Origin of the sequence: Blastococcus sp. DSM 46786, assembly GCF_900109665.1 — a bacterium.
Classification (GTDB): domain Bacteria; phylum Actinomycetota; class Actinomycetes; order Mycobacteriales; family Geodermatophilaceae; genus Blastococcus; species Blastococcus carthaginiensis.
Window position 1 is genome coordinate 163,480 of record NZ_FOAO01000006.1, and the last position, 19,334, is coordinate 182,813.

The following is a 19,334-nucleotide window of genomic DNA, read 5'->3' on the forward strand; positions in this document are numbered from 1 at the left end:
CGGTCCAGATCGTCGGTCCTCGCCGCTACGGTCCGCGCCATGATCGACCACCTGGGTCTGCAGTGCACCGACGCCGAGGCGGCGGCGGCCTTCTACCAGCGCGTCTTCGCGGCCTGCGGCCTGCGCGAGGCGATGCGCATCGACACCCCGCACGGGCCGGTGATCGGGCTGTGCGGGCCCGACGGGCAGCCGCAGCTGTGGATCAGCCCCGCCGAGGACACCGGCCACCGCCCGGTGCACCTGGCCCTGGCCGCGCCGTCCCGCGAGGCCGTCGACGCCGTCTTCACCGCCGCACGCGAGGCCGGCGCGGAGATCCTGCACGAGCCGCGGGTGTGGCCCGAGTACCACCCCGGCTACTACGGCGTCTTCCTGCGCGACCCCGACGGCAACAACCTGGAGGCGGTCCACCACGGGGGGCCCTGACCTGCGGGCGGCGGCCCGGCGTGCTGGGCTGGGCGCATGCCTGTCGAGCAGCCGCCGTGGTGGACCCGTGCCGTCGTCTACCAGGTCTACCCGCGCTCGTTCATGGACTCCGACGGCGACGGCATCGGTGACCTCGGCGGCGTGCTGCTGCACCTGGACCACCTGGCCGACCTCGGCGTCGACGTCCTGTGGCTCTCGCCGGTCTACCCGTCACCGCAGGCCGACAACGGCTACGACATCAGCGACTACCAGGACATCGACCCGCTGTTCGGCTCGCTGGAACAGCTGGACGAGCTGATCGCCGCGCTGCACGCGCGCGGGATGAAGCTGGTCATGGACCTGGTCGTCAACCACACCAGCGACCAGCACCCCTGGTTCCTCGAGTCCCGCTCGTCGACGGACAACCCCAAGCGCGACTGGTACTGGTGGCGCCCACCGCGGGAGGGCATGGCGCCGGGCGACCCCGGCGCCGAGCCGACGAACTGGCAGTCGTTCTTCTCCGGCCCGACCTGGGAGCTCGACGAGGCCAGCGGCGAGTACTACCTGCACCTGTTCGACCGCCGGCAACCCGACCTCAACTGGGAGAATCCGGAGGTCCGGCAGGCGGTGCACGCGATGATGCGGTGGTGGCTCGACCGCGGGGTCGACGGCTTCCGCATGGACGTCATCAACATGATCAGCAAGGACGTCGGCCCGGGCGGGCACCTGCACGACGGTCCACCGCTGGCGGGCTCCGCGCTGGGTGACGGCTCGGCGTCCTACCTGTGCGGACCGCGGATCCACGAGTTCGTGCAGGAGATGCACCGCGAGGTCTTCGCCGGGCGGGACGGCGCGTTGCTGACGGTCGGCGAGATGCCGGGCGTGACCGTGGAGCAGGCCCGGCTGTTCACCGACCCGGCCCGCGCCGAGGTGGACATGGTGTTCCAGTTCGAGCACGTGGGCCTGGACCACGGCACCTCGAAGTGGGACATCCACCCGCTTCGGATGCGCGACCTCAAGGCCTCGTTCGGGCGCTGGCAGGCCGGCCTGGCCGACGTCGGCTGGAACTCCCTCTACTGGGACAACCACGACCAGCCGCGCGCCGTCTCTCGCTTCGGCGACGACTCACCCCGGTACCGGCGCGACTCCGCGACCTGCCTGGCCACGCTGCTGCACCTGCACCGGGGGACGCCGTACGTCTACCAGGGCGAGGAGCTCGGGATGGCGAACTACCCGTTCACCTCGCTCGAGGAGTTCGCCGACGTCGAGTCGCTCAACCACCACGTGCACGCGGTCTCCGCCGGCCACGACCCGGCGGAGGTGCTGACCGCGCTGCGCTGCATGAGCCGGGACAACGCCCGCACGCCGGTGCAGTGGGACGCCTCGCCGAACGCCGGGTTCACCACCGGGACGCCGTGGCTGGCGGTCCACCCCGACCACGTCGAGTGGAACGCGGAGGCGCAGCGGGACGACGAGCACTCGGTGCTCGCCCACTACCGGCGGCTGATCGCGCTGCGGCACACCGACGACGTCGTGCCGCTGGGCGACTTCACCATGCTGCTGCCCGACCACGACGAGGTGTACGCGTTCACGCGCTGCCTGGACGGGGTCGAGCTGCTCGTCGTCTGCAACCTGTCGCGGACGCCGTACCGGCTGGCCGAGCTGCTGCCCGAGGCGCCGGCCGCCGAGCTGCTGCTCGGCAACCTGCCCGACGACGACCCGGCGGAGCTGCGCCCCTGGGAGGCCCGCGTCCTGCGCCTGCCGTGACCCGGCCGGCGCGACCCGGCGGCGCGGACCCAGCGGCGCGCCGGGCCGGCATCGGCCCGGAGGAGGACATTCGTGGCCCGCGGATGTCCTCCTGAGGGGCAACGCTCCGCACCACCGCCCGAAGCCGCCGGCCTCGGCTACGCGTTCGACGACGCCGGGGCGGTGCTCTCGGCGGGCGCCTGGCCCGCGGTCGCGCAGTTCACCTTCCTCGGCGAGGTGCTGCCGGCGCTGTGGCTCCTGCTGCGCGGCCGGCGGGCGACCCCGGGCAGCGGTCCCCCGGTCGCCGCTCCGGGCCTCGCAGCCGGGATGAGCGGGGACGCCCCGACCGGCGACCGCAGGCCCTACGCTGCCGGCGTCCCCGACGACAGGACCGCACATGGCGTACGACGCCGAGCTCGCAGACCGCGTCCGCGAGGCGCTTCCCGGGGAGAAGGCCCTCCGCGAGGTGAAGATGTTCGGCGGCCTCGCGTTCATGGTCGACGAGAAGATGGTGGCCTGCGTCTCGGCCGGCGGCGGTGCCCTGCTGGTGCGGGTCTCCCGCGGCCGCGACGCCGAGTACCTCGGGGTGGCGGGGGCCCGGCGGGCGGAGATGGGCGCGGGGCGCTCCATGGGTGAGGGGTGGATCGCCGTCGACCGGGACGCGCTCGCGGAGGACGACGAGCTGCGCTTCTGGATCGACGCCGTCCTGGAGCACCACGCCGAGCAGGCAGCAGCCCGCTGACCGGACGGCGACATACCCACGGCACCCAGCACCGGTCGACGGGGCCCGCCTAAGCTCCCCTCCCCGTGGGCCGGGTCGTCGAAGCAGTGCTCCCGGCGCGCATGGGGACGCCGTTCCGCTGGCTGGTCGGCTCCTCCTGGGTGACCAACCTCGGCGACGGGATCACGCTGGCCGCCGGGCCGCTGCTGGTGGCCTCGCAGACCAGCGATCCCTTCCTCGTCGCGCTCGCCGCCCTGCTGCAGCGGCTGCCCTGGCTGCTGTTCGGCCTCTACGCCGGGGTGCTGGCCGACCGCGTCGACCGCCGGCTGCTGGTGATCGCCGTCGACGTGGCGCGCGCCGTCGTCCTCGGCGTCCTGACGCTCGCCCTCGTCACCGGGCAGGTGACCGTCGGGGTGGTCCTGGCCGCGATGTTCCTGCTGGGCACGGCCGAGGTCTTCGCCGACACCACCTCCGGGACGCTGCTGCCGATGGTCGTCGGCCGCGCCGATCTCGGCGTCGGCAACGCCCGGCTGATGGCCGGCGCGCTCACCATGAACCAGATGGCCGGCCCGGCCCTGGGCGCGGTGCTGTTCGCGGCGGGTTCGGCGTGGCCGTTCCTGGTGCAGGGCCTGTGCGTGGCGCTCGGCGCACTGCTGCTCGTGCGCATGGCGCTGCCCCCGCTCCCCCGCGCGCACGGCGAGCGGCACGTCGGCCGCGAGATCGTCGAGGGGCTGCGTTGGACGTGGGGGAACGGTCCGGTCCGCACGCTGACGATCACGATCGTCACGTTCAACGTCACCTACGGCGCCGCGTGGTCGGTGCTGGTGCTCTACGCGACCGACCGGCTCGATCTCGGCGCCATCGGGTTCGGGCTGCTCAGCACCGTGACGGCGGTGGGCGGCCTGCTCGGCACGGCGTCCTACGACTGGCTGGCCCGGCGCGCCGGCCTGGCCCTGCTCATGCGCATCGGCCTGGTCATCGAGACCTTCACCCACCTCGGCCTGGCGCTGACCACGACCCCCTGGGTGGCGGCGGCGATCCTGTTCGTGTTCGGCGCGCACGCGTTCGTGTGGGGGACGACGTCGCGCACCGTGCGCATGCGTGCCGTCCCCGCGCACCTGCAGGGGCGGGTGGGCAGCCTCTACTACCTCGGGGTCTTCGGCGGGATCTTCGTCGGGCAGGCGGCGGGCGGGCTGATCGCGCGGGCCTGGGGCATCACCGGCCCGTTCTGGTTCGCCTTCGCGGGGTCGGCGGTCATCCTCGTGCTCATCTGGAAGCAGCTGGCGCACATCGCGCACGCCGACGAGGACGTGCCTCCCGCGGGCTGACCGTGGTGCAATGCCAGGCCGGGCAGCACCGGGGAACGGACGGACGACGATGCAGCACGGCACCACCCGCACCGCCCCCGGGCCCGGCCGCCGCACCCACCGGCCCGGAGCGGTGCGGCGCACCTGGGCGCGCCACCCCCGGATCGGCCTCGCCCTGCGGGCGGCCGTGGCGGCGACGGCGGCCTGGGCGCTGGCCCTGCTGATCCCCGGCCCGTTCGCCGACTACCCCTACTACGCACCGCTCGGCGCGGTCGTCGCGACGACGGCGTCCACGCTGGCCAGCTCGGTGCGCCAGTCGATGCAGACGGTGGCCTCGATCGCCCTGGGCGCCGCGGTCGCCTTCGCCGGTGACGCGCTGGTCGGCCCGCAGCTGCTGGCCCTGGCGCTGGTCGTCGCCACCGCGGTGCTCCTGGCCGGCTGGCGGCGGCTGGGCAGCGGCAGCAGCTGGCTGCCGACGGCGGCCCTGTTCACGCTCATCCTCGGGCAGGGCAACCCCACCGGGTACGTCCTCGGCTTCGCCGGGCTCACCTTCGCCGGTGCGCTCGTCGGCATCCTCGTGGCCGCGGCCTTCCCACCGCTGCCGCTCGCCCCCGCCGACGCCACGCTGGGAGAGCTGCGCGAGACGCTCGCCGGGCAGCTGGACGACCTCGTCGGCGGGCTGCGCCAGGAGCACCCGCCGACGCAGGACGAGTGGCGGGGCCGGATGCACACCATCGACCCGCTGCTCGCCCAGATGCGGGCGGCGGTCCAGGAGGCCGACGAGGCCCGCCGCGGCAACCGCCGGGCCGCCCGCTTCCGGCCGGCCGCCGACCGGCTGTACGAGCAGGCCCGCGCGCTGGAGCGGCTCACCCTCCTGGTCGAGGACCTCACCCTCGTCATCGCCGAGACCGAGATCGCGGAGAACGAGCGCGTGCCGCTCGGGCCGGCGCTGCGCCCCTCGGCGTCCGGGGCGCTGGCCGCGCTGGCCGAGGTGCTCCGGTCGGTCGAGGGGGCGGCGGCCGACCCCGACGTCGTCCGCCGGGCCGACGCCGCCGTCGCCGCCTTCGCCACCGAGCTGCGCCGGTCGCGGGCCACCACCGACGACGACCTGTTCGAGGCCGGCAACATCATCGACAACGTGCGCCGCTCGCTGACCGCCGTGCGCCCGCGGGAGCCGGCGGAGCACCGGGACGACGCGTGACGCTCGACCCTCGACCCGGTCGAGGCCCGACCGTCGGTACAGCGACGAGCAGGTCGTCGTCGCCCGGCTGGTGGCCGGGCTCCGGCGGGTGGGCATGCCGCTGGCCGAGATCCGCCGGGTCGTGGCGCACCGGCACGACCCGGCCGAGCTCAGCCCCGGTCAGGACGTGCGATCCAGCACCAGCCGGACGGTCTCCTCGGGCTCGTCCCACAGCGGGAAGTGGCCGGACCGCGCGAACCAGTGCAGCTCGGCATCGGGGAACGCCTCGGCGGCGCGAGCCGCCTGGCGGGCCAGGGTGACCCGGTCGCGGCGGCCCCAGCCGATGGTCAGCCGCCCGGGCACGCTGCCGGCCGGCGCGCCCTGCTGCCGGGGAGCCCGGGCCAGGTCGTCGAGCACCGGGTCGAAGGACGGCGAGTCGAGGTAGCCCTCGAGCTCGGTGCGGACCACGTCGGCGTCCAGGGCCCATGGGCGGGCGGAGAACTGGGGCAGCAGGGCGGTCCGGCCGGCCGCGCTGCCCAGCAGGGCGGGCAGGACAGGGCGGATCCGGCGCAGCAGGGCGACCGAGGCGGCGATGCTGGCGCGGAAGACCGCCGCCTCGCGATCGGTCCAGAACCCGCCCGGATCCAGGGCGACGTTGTCCCGCCCGATCCCCCGCCGGCTGAGCTCCAGCACCATCCGGGCGCCCAGGGAGCTCCCGACCAGCGGGACGTCGGCCAAGCCCTCCTCGACCAGCCACTCCTGGAGCGCATCGTTGAGCGCGGCCAGGGACGGCTCGGCCAGCGGTGGGGTGTCGCCGGCGAAGCCCGGGAGGTCGACGGCGACGACGCTGCGGTGCGCGCTCAGCCCCGGGAGCACGGGCTCCCACGTGCGCCACGATCCCCCGAGACCGTGGACGAGGACGAGGGGTGGGCCGGACCCGGCGCGGTGCGCGGAAAGCTTCATCGCCGGGCCCTACCCGGCGGAGCCAGCCCGACTCCCCGAGCGTTGTCCCCCAGTGGGCCATTCCGCCCCCCGGAATGGCCGGTACGGGGTCAGCGCCCGGGAAACTCCTCAGGCCAGCGGGCTCCGGGGCAGCAGGCGGTCGCTGATGATCCGCTTCTGGATCTCGCTGGTGCCCTCGAAGATCGTGGTCAGCCGGGCGTCCCGCCAGTGCCGCTCGACCTGCCGCTCGGTGGTGTAGCCGTTGCCGCCGTGCAGCTGCATGGCTCGGTTGGTCACCCGCACCGACATCTCGGTGGCCTCGAGCTTCGCCATCGACGCCTCCTTGGCGACCGGCATCCCGAGGTCGAGCAGGTGCGCGACCTGCCGGTAGAAGGCCCGCGACTGCTCGATCTGCGACGCCATCTCGGCGACGGCGAACCGCAGCGCCTGGAAGTCGCCGATCGGGTGGCCGAACTGCTCGCGCTCCTGCAGGTAGCGGATCGAGTCCTCCAGCGCGGCGCGCGCCAGCCCGACCGCCCGCGCGGCCGTGTGCACGCGCGCCGTGTTGAGGAACTTCTGCGCCTCGGCGAATCCGGCCTGCTGCGCCGCCTCGCCCTCCTCCTCGCTCTCCTCGCGGGCGGCGCGCGCCTCGTCGATCACGTTGCCCTCCGGGATGCGGACGCCGTCGAAGGTGAGGTCCCAGGTGAGGAAGCCGTGGTAGCCGATCTTGTCGATGGGGGAGCCGGACAGACCCTCGGGGAACTCCCCGCGCTCCTTCTCCAGCAGCAGGTTGAGCAGCCCGGCCGACCGCGACTCCCCGGGCTCCGGGTCGCGCTCGCGCACCAGCACCTGGATGAAGTCCGCGGCCTCGGCGTTGCCGCACCAGCGCTTGCGCCCGGTCACGACCCACTCGTCGCCGTCGAGGACCGCGCGGGTGGAGACCCCGGCGAGGTCGGAGCCGGCGTCGGGCTCGGACAGCGCGATGGCGCCGATCCACTCGCCGCGGGCGCTGCGGGCCAGCAGCTCGTGCCGGCGGTCGGCGTCGGGCACCGCCGTCCCCAGCCCCTGGGCGCGGGCCAGGATGCTCGCCGTCGACATCCAGGCGCGCGCCAGCTCCTCGCTGACCATGCAGTACTCGAAGACGCCGAGGCCCAGCCCGCCCTGCTCGGCGGGGACGGTGATGCCGAACCAGCCTCGCTCGGCCATGCCGGAGAGGAGCGACGCCGGGATCAGGCCCTTCTGCGGGTCGAGCTCGTTCGCGACCGGCAGCACCTCCTCCATCGCGAACCGCCGGGCCTGCTCCTGCAGCGCCTCCCGCTCGGGGGTGTGCCACGGGGGCAGCAGCACGGGCGGCTGCGGCTCGAGGATCTCGGTCTCGGTCGACGGCACTGTCGCCCTCCTCGGTCAGCGGATGATCACGGCCTGTTCCCCCTGGGCGCCGCCCCCACCCGTGGAGGTGACCGGTCTCACTCCCCCCGTCGGGCCGGGCCGCCGGACGTCTGGCCGCACCCCGGCCCGGCCAGACGTCAGCCGGTGCGGCTGGAGCCGCGCTGCCGGGCGAGCTGGACGTAGTGCTCGACCAGCGAGGCGTCGTCGACGGTGCCGGTGTTGACCGCCTTCGCCGGGTCGACGCCCTGGAACAGCCGCTTGAGCGGCACCTCCAGCCGCTTGCCGGTGCGCGTGTGCGGCACCCCGGGGACGGCGATCACCTCGTCGGGCACGTGCCGCGGGCTGGCCTGTTCCCGGATGGCCGCCCGCAACCGCCCGACCAGCTCGTCGGTGAGCTCCTCCCCCGGTGCGAGCTGGACGAACAGCGGCATCCAGTAGCCGCCCTCGGGGAGCTCGACCCCGAGGACGACGCAGTCGAGCACCTCGGGGAAGGCCTCGACGGCGGCGTAGATGTCGGCGGTGCCCATGCGCACCCCGCCGCGGTTGAGCGTGGAGTCCGACCGGCCGGTGATGATGCAGGTGCCGCGCCCGGTGATCTCCAGCCAGTCGCCGTGCCGCCACACCCCGGGCCACGGCTCGAAGTACGCCGCGCGGTAGCGGGCACCGTCCGGGTCGTTCCAGAAGTACAGGGGCATCGAGGGCATGGGCTCGGTGACCACCAGCTCCCCCAGCTCGCCGATCACCGGCTCGCCCTGCTCGTCCCACGACGCCACGGCCACGCCGAGCATGGGCCGCTGCAGCTCGCCCACCGTGACCGGGAGCAGCGGCGAGCTCCCGATGAAGCCGGTCGCGACGTCGGTGCCGCCCGACGCCGACACCAGCTGCAGGTCCCTGCCGACGGCGTCGTAGACCCAGTGGTAGGAGGCGTCGGGCAGCGGGGAGCCGGTGCAGCCGAGCACGCGCAGCGCGGAGAGGTCGTGGTCGTCGCCGGGGCGGACGCCGGCCTTCTGGCAGGCGGCCAGGTACCCCGGGCTCGTGCCCAGCAGGGTGATCCCGACCTTCGCGGCGAGGGCGAACTGCGCGTCCGCCGTCGGGTAGGCGGGCGCCCCGTCGTGGAGCACCGCCGTCGCGCCCGACAGCAGCGAGGAGGCGACGACGTTCCACATCATCCAGGCGGTGGAGGTGTACCAGTAGAAGCGCGCGCCCGGGCCCAGGTCCTGGTGCAGCAGCCCCCACTTGAGGTGCTCCAGCACCACGCCGCCGTGCCCGTGCACGATGCCCTTGGGCAGGCCGGTGGTGCCCGACGAGTAGACGATCCACAGCGGGTGGTCGAACGGCGTCGGCTCGAACACCGGGTCCTGGGCATCGGCGACGGCGTCCGCCCAGGGCAGGGCGCCGTCGGGCACCTCGCCGGGGAACAGCCGCGGGACGGCGACCGTCGTCCGCACCGTCGGCAGCGCCTCGCGCAGCTGGGCCACGACCTCGCGCCGGTCGTGCGCGCGCCCGTTGAACCGGTACCCGTCGACGGCGACCAGCACGGTCGGCTCGATCTGCGCGAACCGGTCGAGGACGGCGCGGGTGCCGAAGTCGGGCGCGCACGAGGACCAGACCGCCCCGACCGCGGCCGCCCCGAGGAAGGCGACGACCGTCTCGGGCACGTTGGGCAGGTAACCGGCCACCCGGTCACCGGGGCCCACGCCGAGCCGGCGCAGGGTCGCGGCGAACGCGCCCACCTGGGCACGGAGGTCCGCCCACGGGATCTCGACCGGCTCGGTGTCCTCGGCGACGGCGATCAGCGCGGGCCGGTCGTCGGCGGCCTGGCGGAACACCTGCTCCGCGTAGTTGACCGTCGTGCCGGGGAACCAGACGGCCCCGGGCATCTCACGGGAGGTGAGCACCCGGTCGTCGGGGACGTCGAGCACGCCGGTCCAGCGCGCGAGGTCGCCCCAGAACTGGTCGAGGTGCCCGATCGACCAGCGCCACAGCGCGTCGTAGTCGACGGGGTCGCCGAAGGACACGCCCCGGCGGGCGGCCACGTGCTCGGCGAAGGCAGCCACGCGGGTGCCGGCGATCGACGCGGCGGTGGGGCGCCAGAGGATCTCGGTGCTCTCGGTCACGCCCGCACCATGCCATCCTGGGCCCGCGCCGACCACGCCCACTCGAGGAGCGCCCGTGCTGCCCGACCCCGCCGACGAGCGGAACGTGCTCGGTGGACCGCTGCAACCGTGCTCGACCGACCCGGTGACCGGCTTCTACCGCGACGGGCACTGCACCTCCGGGCCCGACGACCTCGGCCGGCACACCGTCTGCGCCGTCGTCTCCACCGAGTTCCTGGCGCTGCAGCGCGAGCTGGGCAACGACCTCTCCACCCCGCGTCCCGAGTACGGCTTCCCGGGGCTGCGGCCGGGTGACCGCTGGTGCGTCGTCGCCACCCGCTGGCTGCAGGCCTACCAGGCCGGGGCCGCGGCGGGCGTGGTGCTGGCCGCCACCAACGCCCGCGCCCTGGAGGTGGTGCCGCTCGAGGCGCTGCGCCAGTACGCCGTCGACGTGCCCGACGACGCCAGCGGCCTGGAGTAGGCCCGCCGGAATGAACGTCCGGCCCGGGATGCTGCGGGCGGCATGGACGACCTCCTCGACACGCCCCTGACCACGCTCCAGGGAACCGCCACGACGCTGCGGGAGCTCACCGGCGGGACGCCGGCGCTGCTGGTGAACGTGGCCAGCCGCTGCGGGCTCACCCCGCAGTACACCGCGCTGGAGGCGCTGCACGAGGAGTACGGCCCCCGCGGCTTCACCGTCGTCGGGGTGCCCTGCAACCAGTTCATGGGCCAGGAGCCCGGCACCGCCGAGGAGATCGAGCAGTTCTGCTCGGCCACCTACGGCGTCACCTTCCCGCTGACGGAGAAGACCGAGGTCAACGGCCCCGACGCGCACCCCCTCTTCCAGCAGCTGACCGCGGTACCGGACCTCGACGGCAGCGCCGGCGACGTGCAGTGGAACTTCGAGAAGTGGGTCGTCGACGGCACCGGCCGGGTCGTCGCCCGCTTCCGCCCCCGCACCGAGCCCGACGCCCCCGAGGTGCGCGCGGCGATCGAGTCGGTCCTCCCGGCCTGACGCCTGACCTCTCACCCCAGGCCCGTGGTCGCGACCCCGGCCGCACATGGCCGGGGTGGCGGCACCGGGGCCGGGCGGCGTTCACGGCGCCGGCACCGACGTCGCCCGGCGGGGTCGGGCACCAGCGCCTAGGTTCGCGGCATGGCCGATCTGCGCTTCTGGTTCGACCCGGTCTGCCCCTTCGCCTGGATGACCAGCAAGTGGGTGCGCCAGGTGAGCGCCCAGCGCGAGTACGCCGTCGAGTGGCGGTTCATCTCGCTGCGGCTGCTCAACGCGCACGTCGACTACGACACCCACTTCCCGCCCGAGTACGAGGCCGGGCACACCGCCGGGCTGCGGCTGCTCCGCGTCGCCGCCCACGTGCGCGACCAGCACGGGAACGAGGGCGTCGCCCGGTTCTACGAGGCCTGCGGGCAGCACGTCTTCGAGCGCGGCCCGGAGGGCGACCGGGCGGTGCGAGGGACGGCGGGGTTCGTCGCCCCCGTGCTCGCCGACGCCGGACTGCCCGGCGGGCTCGCCGACGCGCTGGAGGACGGCGGTAGCGACGCCCAGATCCAGGCCGAGACCGACGAGGCGCTCGGCCTGGCCGGCAAGGACGTCGGGACGCCGATCCTGCACTTCCAGCCGCCGGAGGGCGTCGCCTTCTTCGGGCCGGTCATCAGCCGGCTGCCGGCCGACGACGAGGCCGTCGCGCTCTGGGACCACGTCGTCGGGCTGGCCTCGTTCCCCGGGTTCGCCGAGCTCAAGCGCAGCCTGCGGGAGCGCCCGCAGCTGCCCGCGTTCGGCGTGCAGCCCGGCGAGGTCGGGCAGCAGGAGGACTGGCACGGCGGCAGCCGCCGGCAGAAGCGCTGAGCTCCCGGGAGGGGCGGCCGTGCGCAGCGCGCCCCTGACGGGAGCGGCAGAGCGGGCTAAGGTAAGCCTTATCTGATCTGCCGTCCGTCCCGGGAGCTGCTCGTGGCCACCACGGTCGACGTCCCGGCACGGGGCTCGGCACGACCTCCGGCACCCCCGCTGCGCGCCCGGCGGCTGGGCACGCTGGTCCTGCTGCTGGTGCTCGTCGCCGCCGCCGCGCTGGCCAGCATCGCGATCGGCACCCGTGCCATCGGCGTCGGCGAGGTCTGGCGCTCGCTGCTCGACTCCTCCCTGTCCGGCGAGGAAGCGGTGATCGTCCGGCAGCTGCGCGTCCCGCGCACGGTGCTGGGCCTCATGGTGGGTGCGGCGCTGGGCCTGGCCGGGGCGCTGATGCAGGGCCACACCCGCAACCCGCTCGGCGATCCCGGGCTCCTCGGCGTGACCGCGGGCGCGAGCCTCGCCGTCGTCCTGGCGATCACGCTGCTGGGCGTCGGCACCCCGGGCGGCTACGTCTGGTTCGCCTTCGCCGGGGCGCTGATCGGCACCGTGCTCGTGTACGCGATCGGCTCGGCCGGGCGGGGCGGGGCGACGCCGGTCACCCTGGCCCTCGCCGGCGCAGCGCTGTCGGCCCTGCTCTACGGCCTGGTCCGCGCCGTCCTGGTGAGCGACCAGCAGACGCTGGACAGCTTCCGGTTCTGGGTCGTCGGCTCGCTGGCCGGGCGGGACGCCACCGTCGCCGCCCAGGTGGCGCCCTTCCTCGCCGTCGGGCTCGTGCTGGCCCTCGTCAACGCGCCCGCGCTCAACCTGCTGGGCCTCGGCGAGGACGTCGCCCGCGGGCTGGGCCAGCGCATCTGGCTGGCCCGCTCCGTCGGGCTGGCCGCGATCACGCTCCTCGCCGGCGCCGCCACCGCCGCCGCCGGGCCCATCGCCTTCGTGGGGCTGGTCGTGCCGCACGCCGTCCGTGCGCTCACCGGCCCCGACCACCGGTGGCTGCTGCCCTGCTCCGCGCTCGCCGGCGCCGCGCTGCTGCTGGTCGCCGACGTGCTCGGCCGCGTCCTCGCGCGCCCCGGTGAGCTGCAGGTGGGCATCGTCCTCGCGCTGATCGGCGCGCCCTTCTTCATCGCCCTCGTGCGCCGCAGCCGGACGGTGGGGCTGTGAGCGTCGACGCCCCGGCCCGCCCGACGAGCGCGCCGTCTCCCCGGCTCCGCCACGGGCGCACGTTCCGCGCGGGCCCCGTCTCGGGGCTCCTGCACTGGCGGCAGGTCGTCGTACCGGTGGCCGGGTTCGCCGTGCTGGTGCTGGCCGCGGCGCTGAGCATGGGCCGCGGCGACTTCCCGATCGGCGTCGGCGACGTGCTGCGCACGCTGGTCGGCCTCGGTGAGGGGCCGCAGCCGTTCATCATCCTGGAGCTGCGGGCCCCGCGGGTGGTGGTCGGCGCGCTCGTCGGGCTGGCCCTCGGCGTCGCCGGCGCGCTGTTCCAGACCTTCGCCCGCAACCCCCTGGCCTCCCCCGACACCCTCGGCATCACCATGGGCGCCTCGGTGGGCGCCGTGGCCGCGATCGTGCTCAGCGGCAGCTCCTCGACCGGCGCGATCCTCGGCGGGCTGGGCGTCCCGCTGGCCGCCCTGCTGGGCGCACTGGTCACCGGCGTGCTGCTGTTCGCCCTCACCTGGCGGGCCGGGGTCGACGGGTACCGGCTGGTCCTCATCGGCATCGCCCTGTGGTCGGCCGGCACCGCGCTCACCGACTGGTTGCTCACCAACGCCGAGATCTACGACGCCGCGTCGGCCTACGTCTGGATCACCGGCTCGCTCAACGCCCGCACGTGGGAGAACGCCCTGCCGCTGGGCGTCGCCGTCGCCGTGCTGCTGCCGCTCGCCCTGGCGGCCGGGCGCGTGCTCGGCGTCCTCCAGTTCGGCGACGACACCGCCCGGGGGCTGGGCGTGCGGGTGGCCGGGGCGCAGGCCGCCGTCGTCCTCCTCGCCGTTTTCCTCGTGGCCTTCGCCGTCTCGGCCGCCGGGCCGATCACCTTCGTCGCCCTCGTGGTCCCGCAGATCGCCGTCCGGCTCACCGGCGGCTCGCGGCCACCGCTGCTGGCCTCGGGCATCCTCGGCGCCCTCCTCGTGGTGACCGCCGACCTGATCACCCGCACCGCGCTGCCCCAGGCGCTGCCCGTCGGCATCCTCACCGCCGTCATCGGCGCCCCCTACCTGCTCTGGCTCCTGGTCCGTGGAAGGCGGCGAGCGACGCTGTGACCCTCGACATCGGCACCGAACTGCTGCACCACGCCGTCTCCCCCGCCGAGCCCCTGCGGGTGCGGCTGGCCGCCGAGCACGTCCGGCTGGCCTACGACGAGCAGGTGGTGGTCGACGACCTCGACCTCGAGCTGACCCAGGGCTCGTTCACCGCCATCGTCGGGCCGAACGGCTGCGGCAAGTCCACGCTGCTGCGCGCGCTCGGCCGGCTGCTGCGGCCGACGAGCGGGCAGGTGCTGCTGGACGGGCGGGCCATCGCGCGCACACCCACCCGGGAGGTCGCGAAGGTGCTGGGCCTGCTGCCGCAGACCCCGGTCGCGCCGGAGGGGCTCACCGTCGGCGACCTCGTCGCCCGGGGCCGGCACCCGCACCAGAGCTGGCTGCGGCAGTGGTCCCGCGACGACGAGGCCGTGGTGGCCGAGGCCCTGGCCTGGACGGACATGTCCGATCTCGCGGGCCGGCCGGTCGACGCGCTCTCCGGCGGTCAGCGGCAGCGCGCCTGGATCTCGATGGCGCTCGCCCAGGGCACCGACCTGCTGCTGCTGGACGAGCCGACGACCTACCTGGACCTGTCCCACCAGATCGACGTGCTGGACCTGGTGGCCCGCCTGCACGCCGAGCGCGGCCGCACCGTGGTGGTGGTGCTGCACGACCTGAACCTGGCCGCCCGCTACGCCCAGCGGCTGGTGGCGATGAAGGACGGCGCCCTGGTGGCCTCGGGCACCCCCGCCGAGGTGCTGACCGAGGAGCTGCTCGCCGGCGTCTTCGACCTCGAGGCCCGGGTGCTGGCCGACCCGGTCACCGGGACGCCGATGGTGGTCCCGGTGCGCCGGCTCCGCTGAGCCGCCCCCTCTCGACGGCCCAACTTAGGGCAGGCTAACCTTCCTCGTCGACCGGGGATGATCATGCATCCCCTCACCCGAGGGAGTTCCGTTGCACCGCACCTCTCGCCGCCTGCTGGGCGGCCTCCTGGCCCTGGGCGTCACCGTCGGCGTCAGCGCCTGCGGGGGCGACGCCGCCACCGAGGGCACCGCCCCGGCCGCCGAGGGCGGCTGGCAGTTCACCGACGACCTGGGCAACACCGTCGAGCTCGACGCCGCTCCCGAGCGCGTCGCCGGCCTCAACGACGTCGTCTCCTCGCTGTGGAACTACGGCGTGGAGCCGGTGGCCACCTTCGGCCAGACCTCCACGGCCGACGACGTCGCCTTCGAGGGCAAGGACCTCTCCGACGTGGAGATCGTGGGCGAGAGCTACGGCCAGATCGACCTCGAGCAGCTGGCCGCGGCGGCCCCGGACGTCATCGTCACCAGCGTCTACCCGACCGACAGCGAGGGGACGATCGACGAGACCCAGCCGCTCTACGGCTTCGAGAGCCTGGAGCAGCAGGAGCAGGTCGCCGAGATCGCGCCGATCATCGCCATCGCCTGGAAGGGCTCGGCCGCCGACGTCATCGACCGCACCGCCGAGCTCGCCGGGGCGCTGGGTGCCGACCCGGAGGGCAGGGAGGTGGTGCGGGCCCGTGAGGAGTTCGAGGCGGCCTCCGCCGCGCTCACCGAGGCCGCGGCCGGCGGCGTGACCGTGCTGCCCGTCGCCGCCTACGCCGACGAGGGCTTCTACATGGCCAAGGCGCAGGACGAGCCCTCGCTGCGCATGTACGCCGACCTCGGCGTCCGGTTCGTCGACCCGGGCGGCGAGGGCTACTACTGGGAGACGGCGAGCTGGGAGAACGTGCCGCAGCACCCGAGCGACGTCCTGCTGTACTCGCTGCGCGGCGCCATGACCCCCGAGGAGATGGCCACGCAGCCCACCTACGGCCTGCTGCCCGCCGTGCAGGCCGGCCAGGTGCACCCGTGGAAGTACATCGGCATGGACTACGTCGCGCAGGCGGCGTACATGGAGGAGCTGGCCGGCTGGCTGGCCGACGCCGAGGACGTCACCCCCTAGCGCACTCCCCCGGGAACCCGGCCCCGCGTCACGTCGACAGCGGGGCCGGGGTCTCCGGCACCGGGGGCGCCGACGGCGTCCGGCCGGTGCGCGCGGTCTGGGCCAGCGCGATCCCGGTGAGGACCACGAGACCCCCGGCGACCTGCCAGCCGGTGAGCACCTGCTCCACCCACAGCCAGGCGACGACGGAGGCGAACACCGGCTCGACCGTCGCCACGAGGCCGGCCGTGGTGGGCGCCAGGTGCGGCAGCGCCGCGACCGACAACCAGAACGGCACCGCCGCACCCAGCACGACGATCCACCCGACGAGCAGCCACAGCGGCAGCCGCAGGTCCCCCAGCGAGACCGGCACCGGCTCGGCGAGCACCCCGGCGTCGAACTCCCACCACGGCGCGGCGACCGCCCAGAACAGCGCCGCTGCCACGAAGCTCCAGCAGGTGAGGGTGACCGGGTCGCGGCTCGCGGTCCCGCGCTCGCCCACCAGGTAGTAGGTGGCCAGGCAGAGTGCCGCGCCGAATGCCGCCGCCACCCCCAGCGCGTCCAGCGAGCCGCCGCCCTCCCACACCTGCGCGACGAGCACCAGCCCGGACAACGAGAGCAGCAGCGCCGCCCACAGCCGGCTGCGCACCCGCTCGCGGCGCACCAGCCAGACGTAGAGCGCGATGAAGACCGGCGCGGTCATCTCGAACACCAGCGCGATGCCCACCGGCAGCCGCCCGATGGCGACGTAGTAGAGGAACTGGGTCAGCGCGACGCCCACGACGCCGAAGACGGCGAGCAGCGGCAGCTCGCGGGGCCGCACCCGCAGCCGGCCCGGCGCGGCGAGCACGAGCACCGCCAGCAGCACGAGCGCGGCACCGGTGCAGCGCAGCGCGGTCAGCCGGGTCGCCGGCACACCGGCCTGGAGGGCGAGCGTGGAGACCGTGCCGTTGACGGCGAAGAAGGCCGCCGCGCCCAGGGTGAAGGCGTAGCCGAGGGCAGGGCGGACGGTGCGGGGCACGCGCGCACGGTAGCGGGCAACGGCGACCGAGACACCTACCGGCCCGACCGGGCGGCGACCGGGGGCGGCAGACTCCTCCCGTGGACGTTCCGGAGGCCCTCTACCTGCCCGACGGCGACGGCTTCACCGCCACCGCCCTGACCATCGGCCCGTGGGACGACGGGTACCAGCACGCCGGCCCGCCGGCCGCGCTGCTGCTCCGCGCCGCCGAGGAGGCCGGCGGCATCGAGGGCGGGCAGACGGTCCGGATGGCCTACGACATCCTGGCGCCGGTGCCGGTCGACCCGGTGCGGGTGCGCACGTCGGTCGTCCGGCCCGGCCGGCGGATCGAGCTGGTGGAGGCGGTCCTCGACGCCGGGGGCCCGCCGCTCATGCGGCTGTCCGCCTGGCGGATGCGCTGCCGCGACGACGCCGCGCCCGCGACCGGGCTGCCGCACCCGGCGCCGGCCGGGCCGGAGGAGAGCCGCCCCGAGCGCGCGGCGTTCTTCACCAGCGAGGTGGCCTACCACCGGGCGCTGGACTGGCGGTTCGCCGCGGGGACGTTCAACGGGCCCGGCCCGGCGACGGCGTGGACCCGGCCGGAGTGCGCGCTCGTCGCCGGGGAGCCGATGACGCCGATGCAGCACCTGCTGGTCATGACCGACGCCGCGAGCGGCATCTCGGCCACCCTCGACTGGACGCGGGCGACGTTCGCCAACGTCGACCTCTCGGTGGCCCTGCAGCGGCCGCCGCGCGGGGAGTGGCTCGGCATGGACGCCACCACGGTCCATGGCGGCGCGGGCGCCGCGCAGTGCTTCGCCGTCCTGTTCGACACCGACGGGCCCATCGGCCGGTCCAGCCAGTCGCTGTTCGTCGAGCCGCGGTGAGCGGGCCGTGAGAGATCTCTCCACGGGCGCTGCGCCGCAGGTCAGCGGCGCGTCCGCCGGTTCCCGCGGCGGTACGCTCCGGATCCGGTTGGCATCGCGGCCCGGCGGTGCGCAAGGTGGGAGGGTCGTTCCCCCCGACGATCGGAGTGCTGCCCCGTGGACGCGCTGAGAGACGTGCTGGACTGGCTGTCCGGGCGGGGTCTCGAGGTCGTGCTCATCGTCCTCGGCTCGGTCCTGCTGGCCCGCTTCGTGGGCTGGGTCGGCGGCCGGATCACCGACCGGATCGACCGCAACTCCACCGGCGGCGACGCGCTGGTCCGGTCGGAGGCGGCCAAGCACCGCCACTCGCTGACCCAGGTGCTCACCTGGGCACTGGTCGTGCTCATCTACTCGATCTCGGTGTTCTTCATCCTCGACCGCCTCGGCATCCCGGTGACCGGCCTCGTCGCGCCGGCGACCGTGCTGGGCGTGGGTCTGGGCTTCGGCGCGCAGCGCATCGTCGGCGACGTGCTGGCCGGGTTCTTCATCATCACCGAGCGCCAGTACGGGTTCGGCGACGTCGTCTCCATCCAGGTGGTCGGCGGCGGCGATCCGGCCAACGGCACGGTCGAGGACGTCACGCTGCGGGTCACCCGTGTGCGCTCCCCCGACGGCGAGGTGGTGACCGTGCCCAACGGCCAGATCGTCAAGGTCGTCAACCTGTCCCGCGACTGGGCGCGCGCCGTCGTCGACGTCCCCGTGCCGACCACCGTGGACGTGACCCGGGCCAACGAGATCCTGCGCGGGGTGGGCCGGGAGGCGTTCCGCGACCCGGCGATGCGGCCGCTGCTGCTCGACCCGCCCACCGTGATGGGCGTCGAGACCCTCGGCCTGGACGAGGTGAACGTCCGGGTGGTCGCCCGCACGCTGCCCGGCAAGCAGTTCGAGGTCGGGCGCGACCTGCGCGCCCGCATCGTCCAGGCCTTCCGCAACCAGGGCATGCAGGTGCCGCAGCCCACGACCGCGGTCATGGCGCAGGACGGCGCGACGGCCGTCCAGGAGGGAGCCCGGTGAGCCCGGCCGACGAGCGTCGCGACCCCACCGCCCGGGCCTCCGAGGAGCCCACGGTCAGCACCGCCCCCGCCGCGGCGCCCGGCTCGCCCGCCGACAGCGCGTCGCCGGCGCCGCGGCACGGCTGGTGGGCGGCGATCCCCCGCCGGCTGGGCCGCGCCCGCACCTCCACCGTCGTGCTCGCCGTGCTCTTCGTCGCGGTCTTCGCGCTCTGGCTCAACGTCAAGCCGCCGGCGCCCGGGGCCACCCCGCCGGCCGAGGACACCGGCGTCACGGAGCCCACCGACCCGGCGGGCACGACCGAGCCGACGCAGACGGAGGAGGCAGAGCCGACCGAGGAGCCGGCGCCGACCACGCCGCAGTCCGAGCCGACGCCTCGACCGACCACCACCGCCCCCTCCTCGCCGGGCACCACCACGACGGCACCGGAGACGACCGCTCCCGCGCCGACCGGTGGCACGGGCGAGGAGACGGCGCCCGGCCCCTGAACCGGTGGGGCCGGTGTTCCACGTGGGACATCGCTGCGCCGGCCGGGGCGGGTGTGCGGCGCCCGGCGGGGCGTCCTA

At 74.9% G+C, this 19,334-nt stretch carries 19 protein-coding genes; 15 read left to right on the top strand and 4 right to left on the bottom strand.

All coding sequences use genetic code 11. The annotated features are described in order from the left end of the window. The first annotated feature begins 39 nt into the window (after window positions 1-39). From BMW62_RS07595 to BMW62_RS07615, 5 genes are all read left to right on the top strand, one after another. Window positions 40-423, top strand: a complete 384-nt coding sequence (locus BMW62_RS07595) for a VOC family protein (RefSeq protein WP_091930236.1) — start codon at window positions 40-42, stop codon at window positions 421-423. A 36-nt stretch (window positions 424-459) separates the two neighbouring features. Then, window positions 460-2,169 (top strand): alpha-glucosidase, encoded by a 1,710-nt coding sequence (locus BMW62_RS07600; protein ID WP_091930237.1) that lies wholly within the window; start codon window positions 460-462, stop codon window positions 2,167-2,169. Between the two features lie 376 nt (window positions 2,170-2,545). Then, a complete protein-coding gene (locus BMW62_RS07605; RefSeq protein ID WP_091930238.1) occupies window positions 2,546-2,890 on the top strand; it encodes a TfoX/Sxy family protein in 345 nt (114 codons plus the stop codon). A 65-nt stretch (window positions 2,891-2,955) separates the two neighbouring features. Then, window positions 2,956-4,197, top strand: a complete 1,242-nt coding sequence (locus BMW62_RS07610) for an MFS transporter (RefSeq protein WP_091930239.1) — start codon at window positions 2,956-2,958, stop codon at window positions 4,195-4,197. A 49-nt stretch (window positions 4,198-4,246) separates the two neighbouring features. Then, on the top strand, window positions 4,247-5,377 hold the full coding sequence (locus tag BMW62_RS07615; protein WP_091930240.1) for an FUSC family protein: 1,131 nt from the start codon (window positions 4,247-4,249) through the stop codon (window positions 5,375-5,377). 159 nt (window positions 5,378-5,536) lie between these two features. Here the strand turns inward: BMW62_RS07615 and BMW62_RS07625 are convergent, their stop codons facing one another. From BMW62_RS07625 to BMW62_RS07635, 3 genes are all read right to left on the bottom strand, one after another. Next, window positions 5,537-6,319: an alpha/beta fold hydrolase gene (locus tag BMW62_RS07625; protein ID WP_091930241.1), complete on the bottom strand. Its 783-nt coding sequence runs from the start codon at window positions 6,317-6,319 to the stop codon at window positions 5,537-5,539. 108 nt (window positions 6,320-6,427) lie between these two features. Continuing rightward, window positions 6,428-7,687, bottom strand: a complete 1,260-nt coding sequence (locus tag BMW62_RS07630; protein ID WP_091930242.1) for an acyl-CoA dehydrogenase family protein — start codon at window positions 7,685-7,687, stop codon at window positions 6,428-6,430. 137 nt (window positions 7,688-7,824) lie between these two features. Next, window positions 7,825-9,804 carry an acetoacetate--CoA ligase gene (locus BMW62_RS07635; RefSeq protein ID WP_244523896.1) on the bottom strand — a complete coding sequence of 660 codons (1,980 nt, stop codon included), beginning with the start codon at window positions 9,802-9,804 and terminating at the stop codon, window positions 7,825-7,827. A 55-nt stretch (window positions 9,805-9,859) separates the two neighbouring features. Here BMW62_RS07635 and BMW62_RS07640 point away from each other — a divergent pair, with 55 nt between their 5' ends. From BMW62_RS07640 to BMW62_RS07670, 7 genes are all read left to right on the top strand, one after another. After that, window positions 9,860-10,264 (top strand): DUF2237 family protein, encoded by a 405-nt coding sequence (locus tag BMW62_RS07640; RefSeq protein ID WP_244523897.1) that lies wholly within the window; start codon window positions 9,860-9,862, stop codon window positions 10,262-10,264. Window positions 10,265-10,306: 42 nt separating this feature from the next. Further along, window positions 10,307-10,801 (top strand): glutathione peroxidase, encoded by a 495-nt coding sequence (locus BMW62_RS07645; RefSeq protein ID WP_091930243.1) that lies wholly within the window; start codon window positions 10,307-10,309, stop codon window positions 10,799-10,801. Between the two features lie 141 nt (window positions 10,802-10,942). Next, complete coding sequence (locus tag BMW62_RS07650; RefSeq protein WP_091930244.1) at window positions 10,943-11,653, top strand: mycothiol-dependent nitroreductase Rv2466c family protein; 711 nt, start codon at window positions 10,943-10,945, stop codon at window positions 11,651-11,653. 102 nt (window positions 11,654-11,755) lie between these two features. Continuing rightward, window positions 11,756-12,811 (top strand): FecCD family ABC transporter permease, encoded by a 1,056-nt coding sequence (locus BMW62_RS07655; protein WP_091930245.1) that lies wholly within the window; start codon window positions 11,756-11,758, stop codon window positions 12,809-12,811. Further along, complete coding sequence (locus tag BMW62_RS07660; RefSeq protein ID WP_091930246.1) at window positions 12,808-13,908, top strand: FecCD family ABC transporter permease; 1,101 nt, start codon at window positions 12,808-12,810, stop codon at window positions 13,906-13,908. The genes BMW62_RS07655 and BMW62_RS07660 overlap by 4 nt, the downstream gene beginning before the upstream one ends. Continuing rightward, complete coding sequence (locus BMW62_RS07665; RefSeq protein WP_280138625.1) at window positions 13,905-14,750, top strand: ABC transporter ATP-binding protein; 846 nt, start codon at window positions 13,905-13,907, stop codon at window positions 14,748-14,750. Before BMW62_RS07660 ends, BMW62_RS07665 begins: the two co-directional genes overlap by 4 nt. A 91-nt stretch (window positions 14,751-14,841) precedes the next feature. Further along, window positions 14,842-15,852, top strand: a complete 1,011-nt coding sequence (locus BMW62_RS07670) for an ABC transporter substrate-binding protein (RefSeq protein ID WP_091930247.1) — start codon at window positions 14,842-14,844, stop codon at window positions 15,850-15,852. Between the two features lie 28 nt (window positions 15,853-15,880). On the opposite strand, the gene BMW62_RS07675 is transcribed toward BMW62_RS07670, so the two are convergent. Beyond that, window positions 15,881-16,852: an EamA family transporter gene (locus tag BMW62_RS07675; RefSeq protein ID WP_091930248.1), complete on the bottom strand. Its 972-nt coding sequence runs from the start codon at window positions 16,850-16,852 to the stop codon at window positions 15,881-15,883. Window positions 16,853-16,932: 80 nt separating this feature from the next. Between BMW62_RS07675 and BMW62_RS07680 the strand changes: the two genes are divergently transcribed. The 3 genes from BMW62_RS07680 to BMW62_RS07690 all read left to right on the top strand — a co-directional run bounded on the left by BMW62_RS07680 (window position 16,933) and on the right by BMW62_RS07690 (window position 19,256). Beyond that, complete coding sequence (locus BMW62_RS07680; protein ID WP_091930249.1) at window positions 16,933-17,718, top strand: thioesterase family protein; 786 nt, start codon at window positions 16,933-16,935, stop codon at window positions 17,716-17,718. Between the two features lie 156 nt (window positions 17,719-17,874). Next, window positions 17,875-18,771: a mechanosensitive ion channel family protein gene (locus BMW62_RS07685; RefSeq protein ID WP_091930250.1), complete on the top strand. Its 897-nt coding sequence runs from the start codon at window positions 17,875-17,877 to the stop codon at window positions 18,769-18,771. After that, window positions 18,768-19,256: a hypothetical protein gene (locus BMW62_RS07690; RefSeq protein ID WP_091930251.1), complete on the top strand. Its 489-nt coding sequence runs from the start codon at window positions 18,768-18,770 to the stop codon at window positions 19,254-19,256. The genes BMW62_RS07685 and BMW62_RS07690 overlap by 4 nt, the downstream gene beginning before the upstream one ends. The last annotated feature ends 78 nt before the right edge of the window (window positions 19,257-19,334 follow it).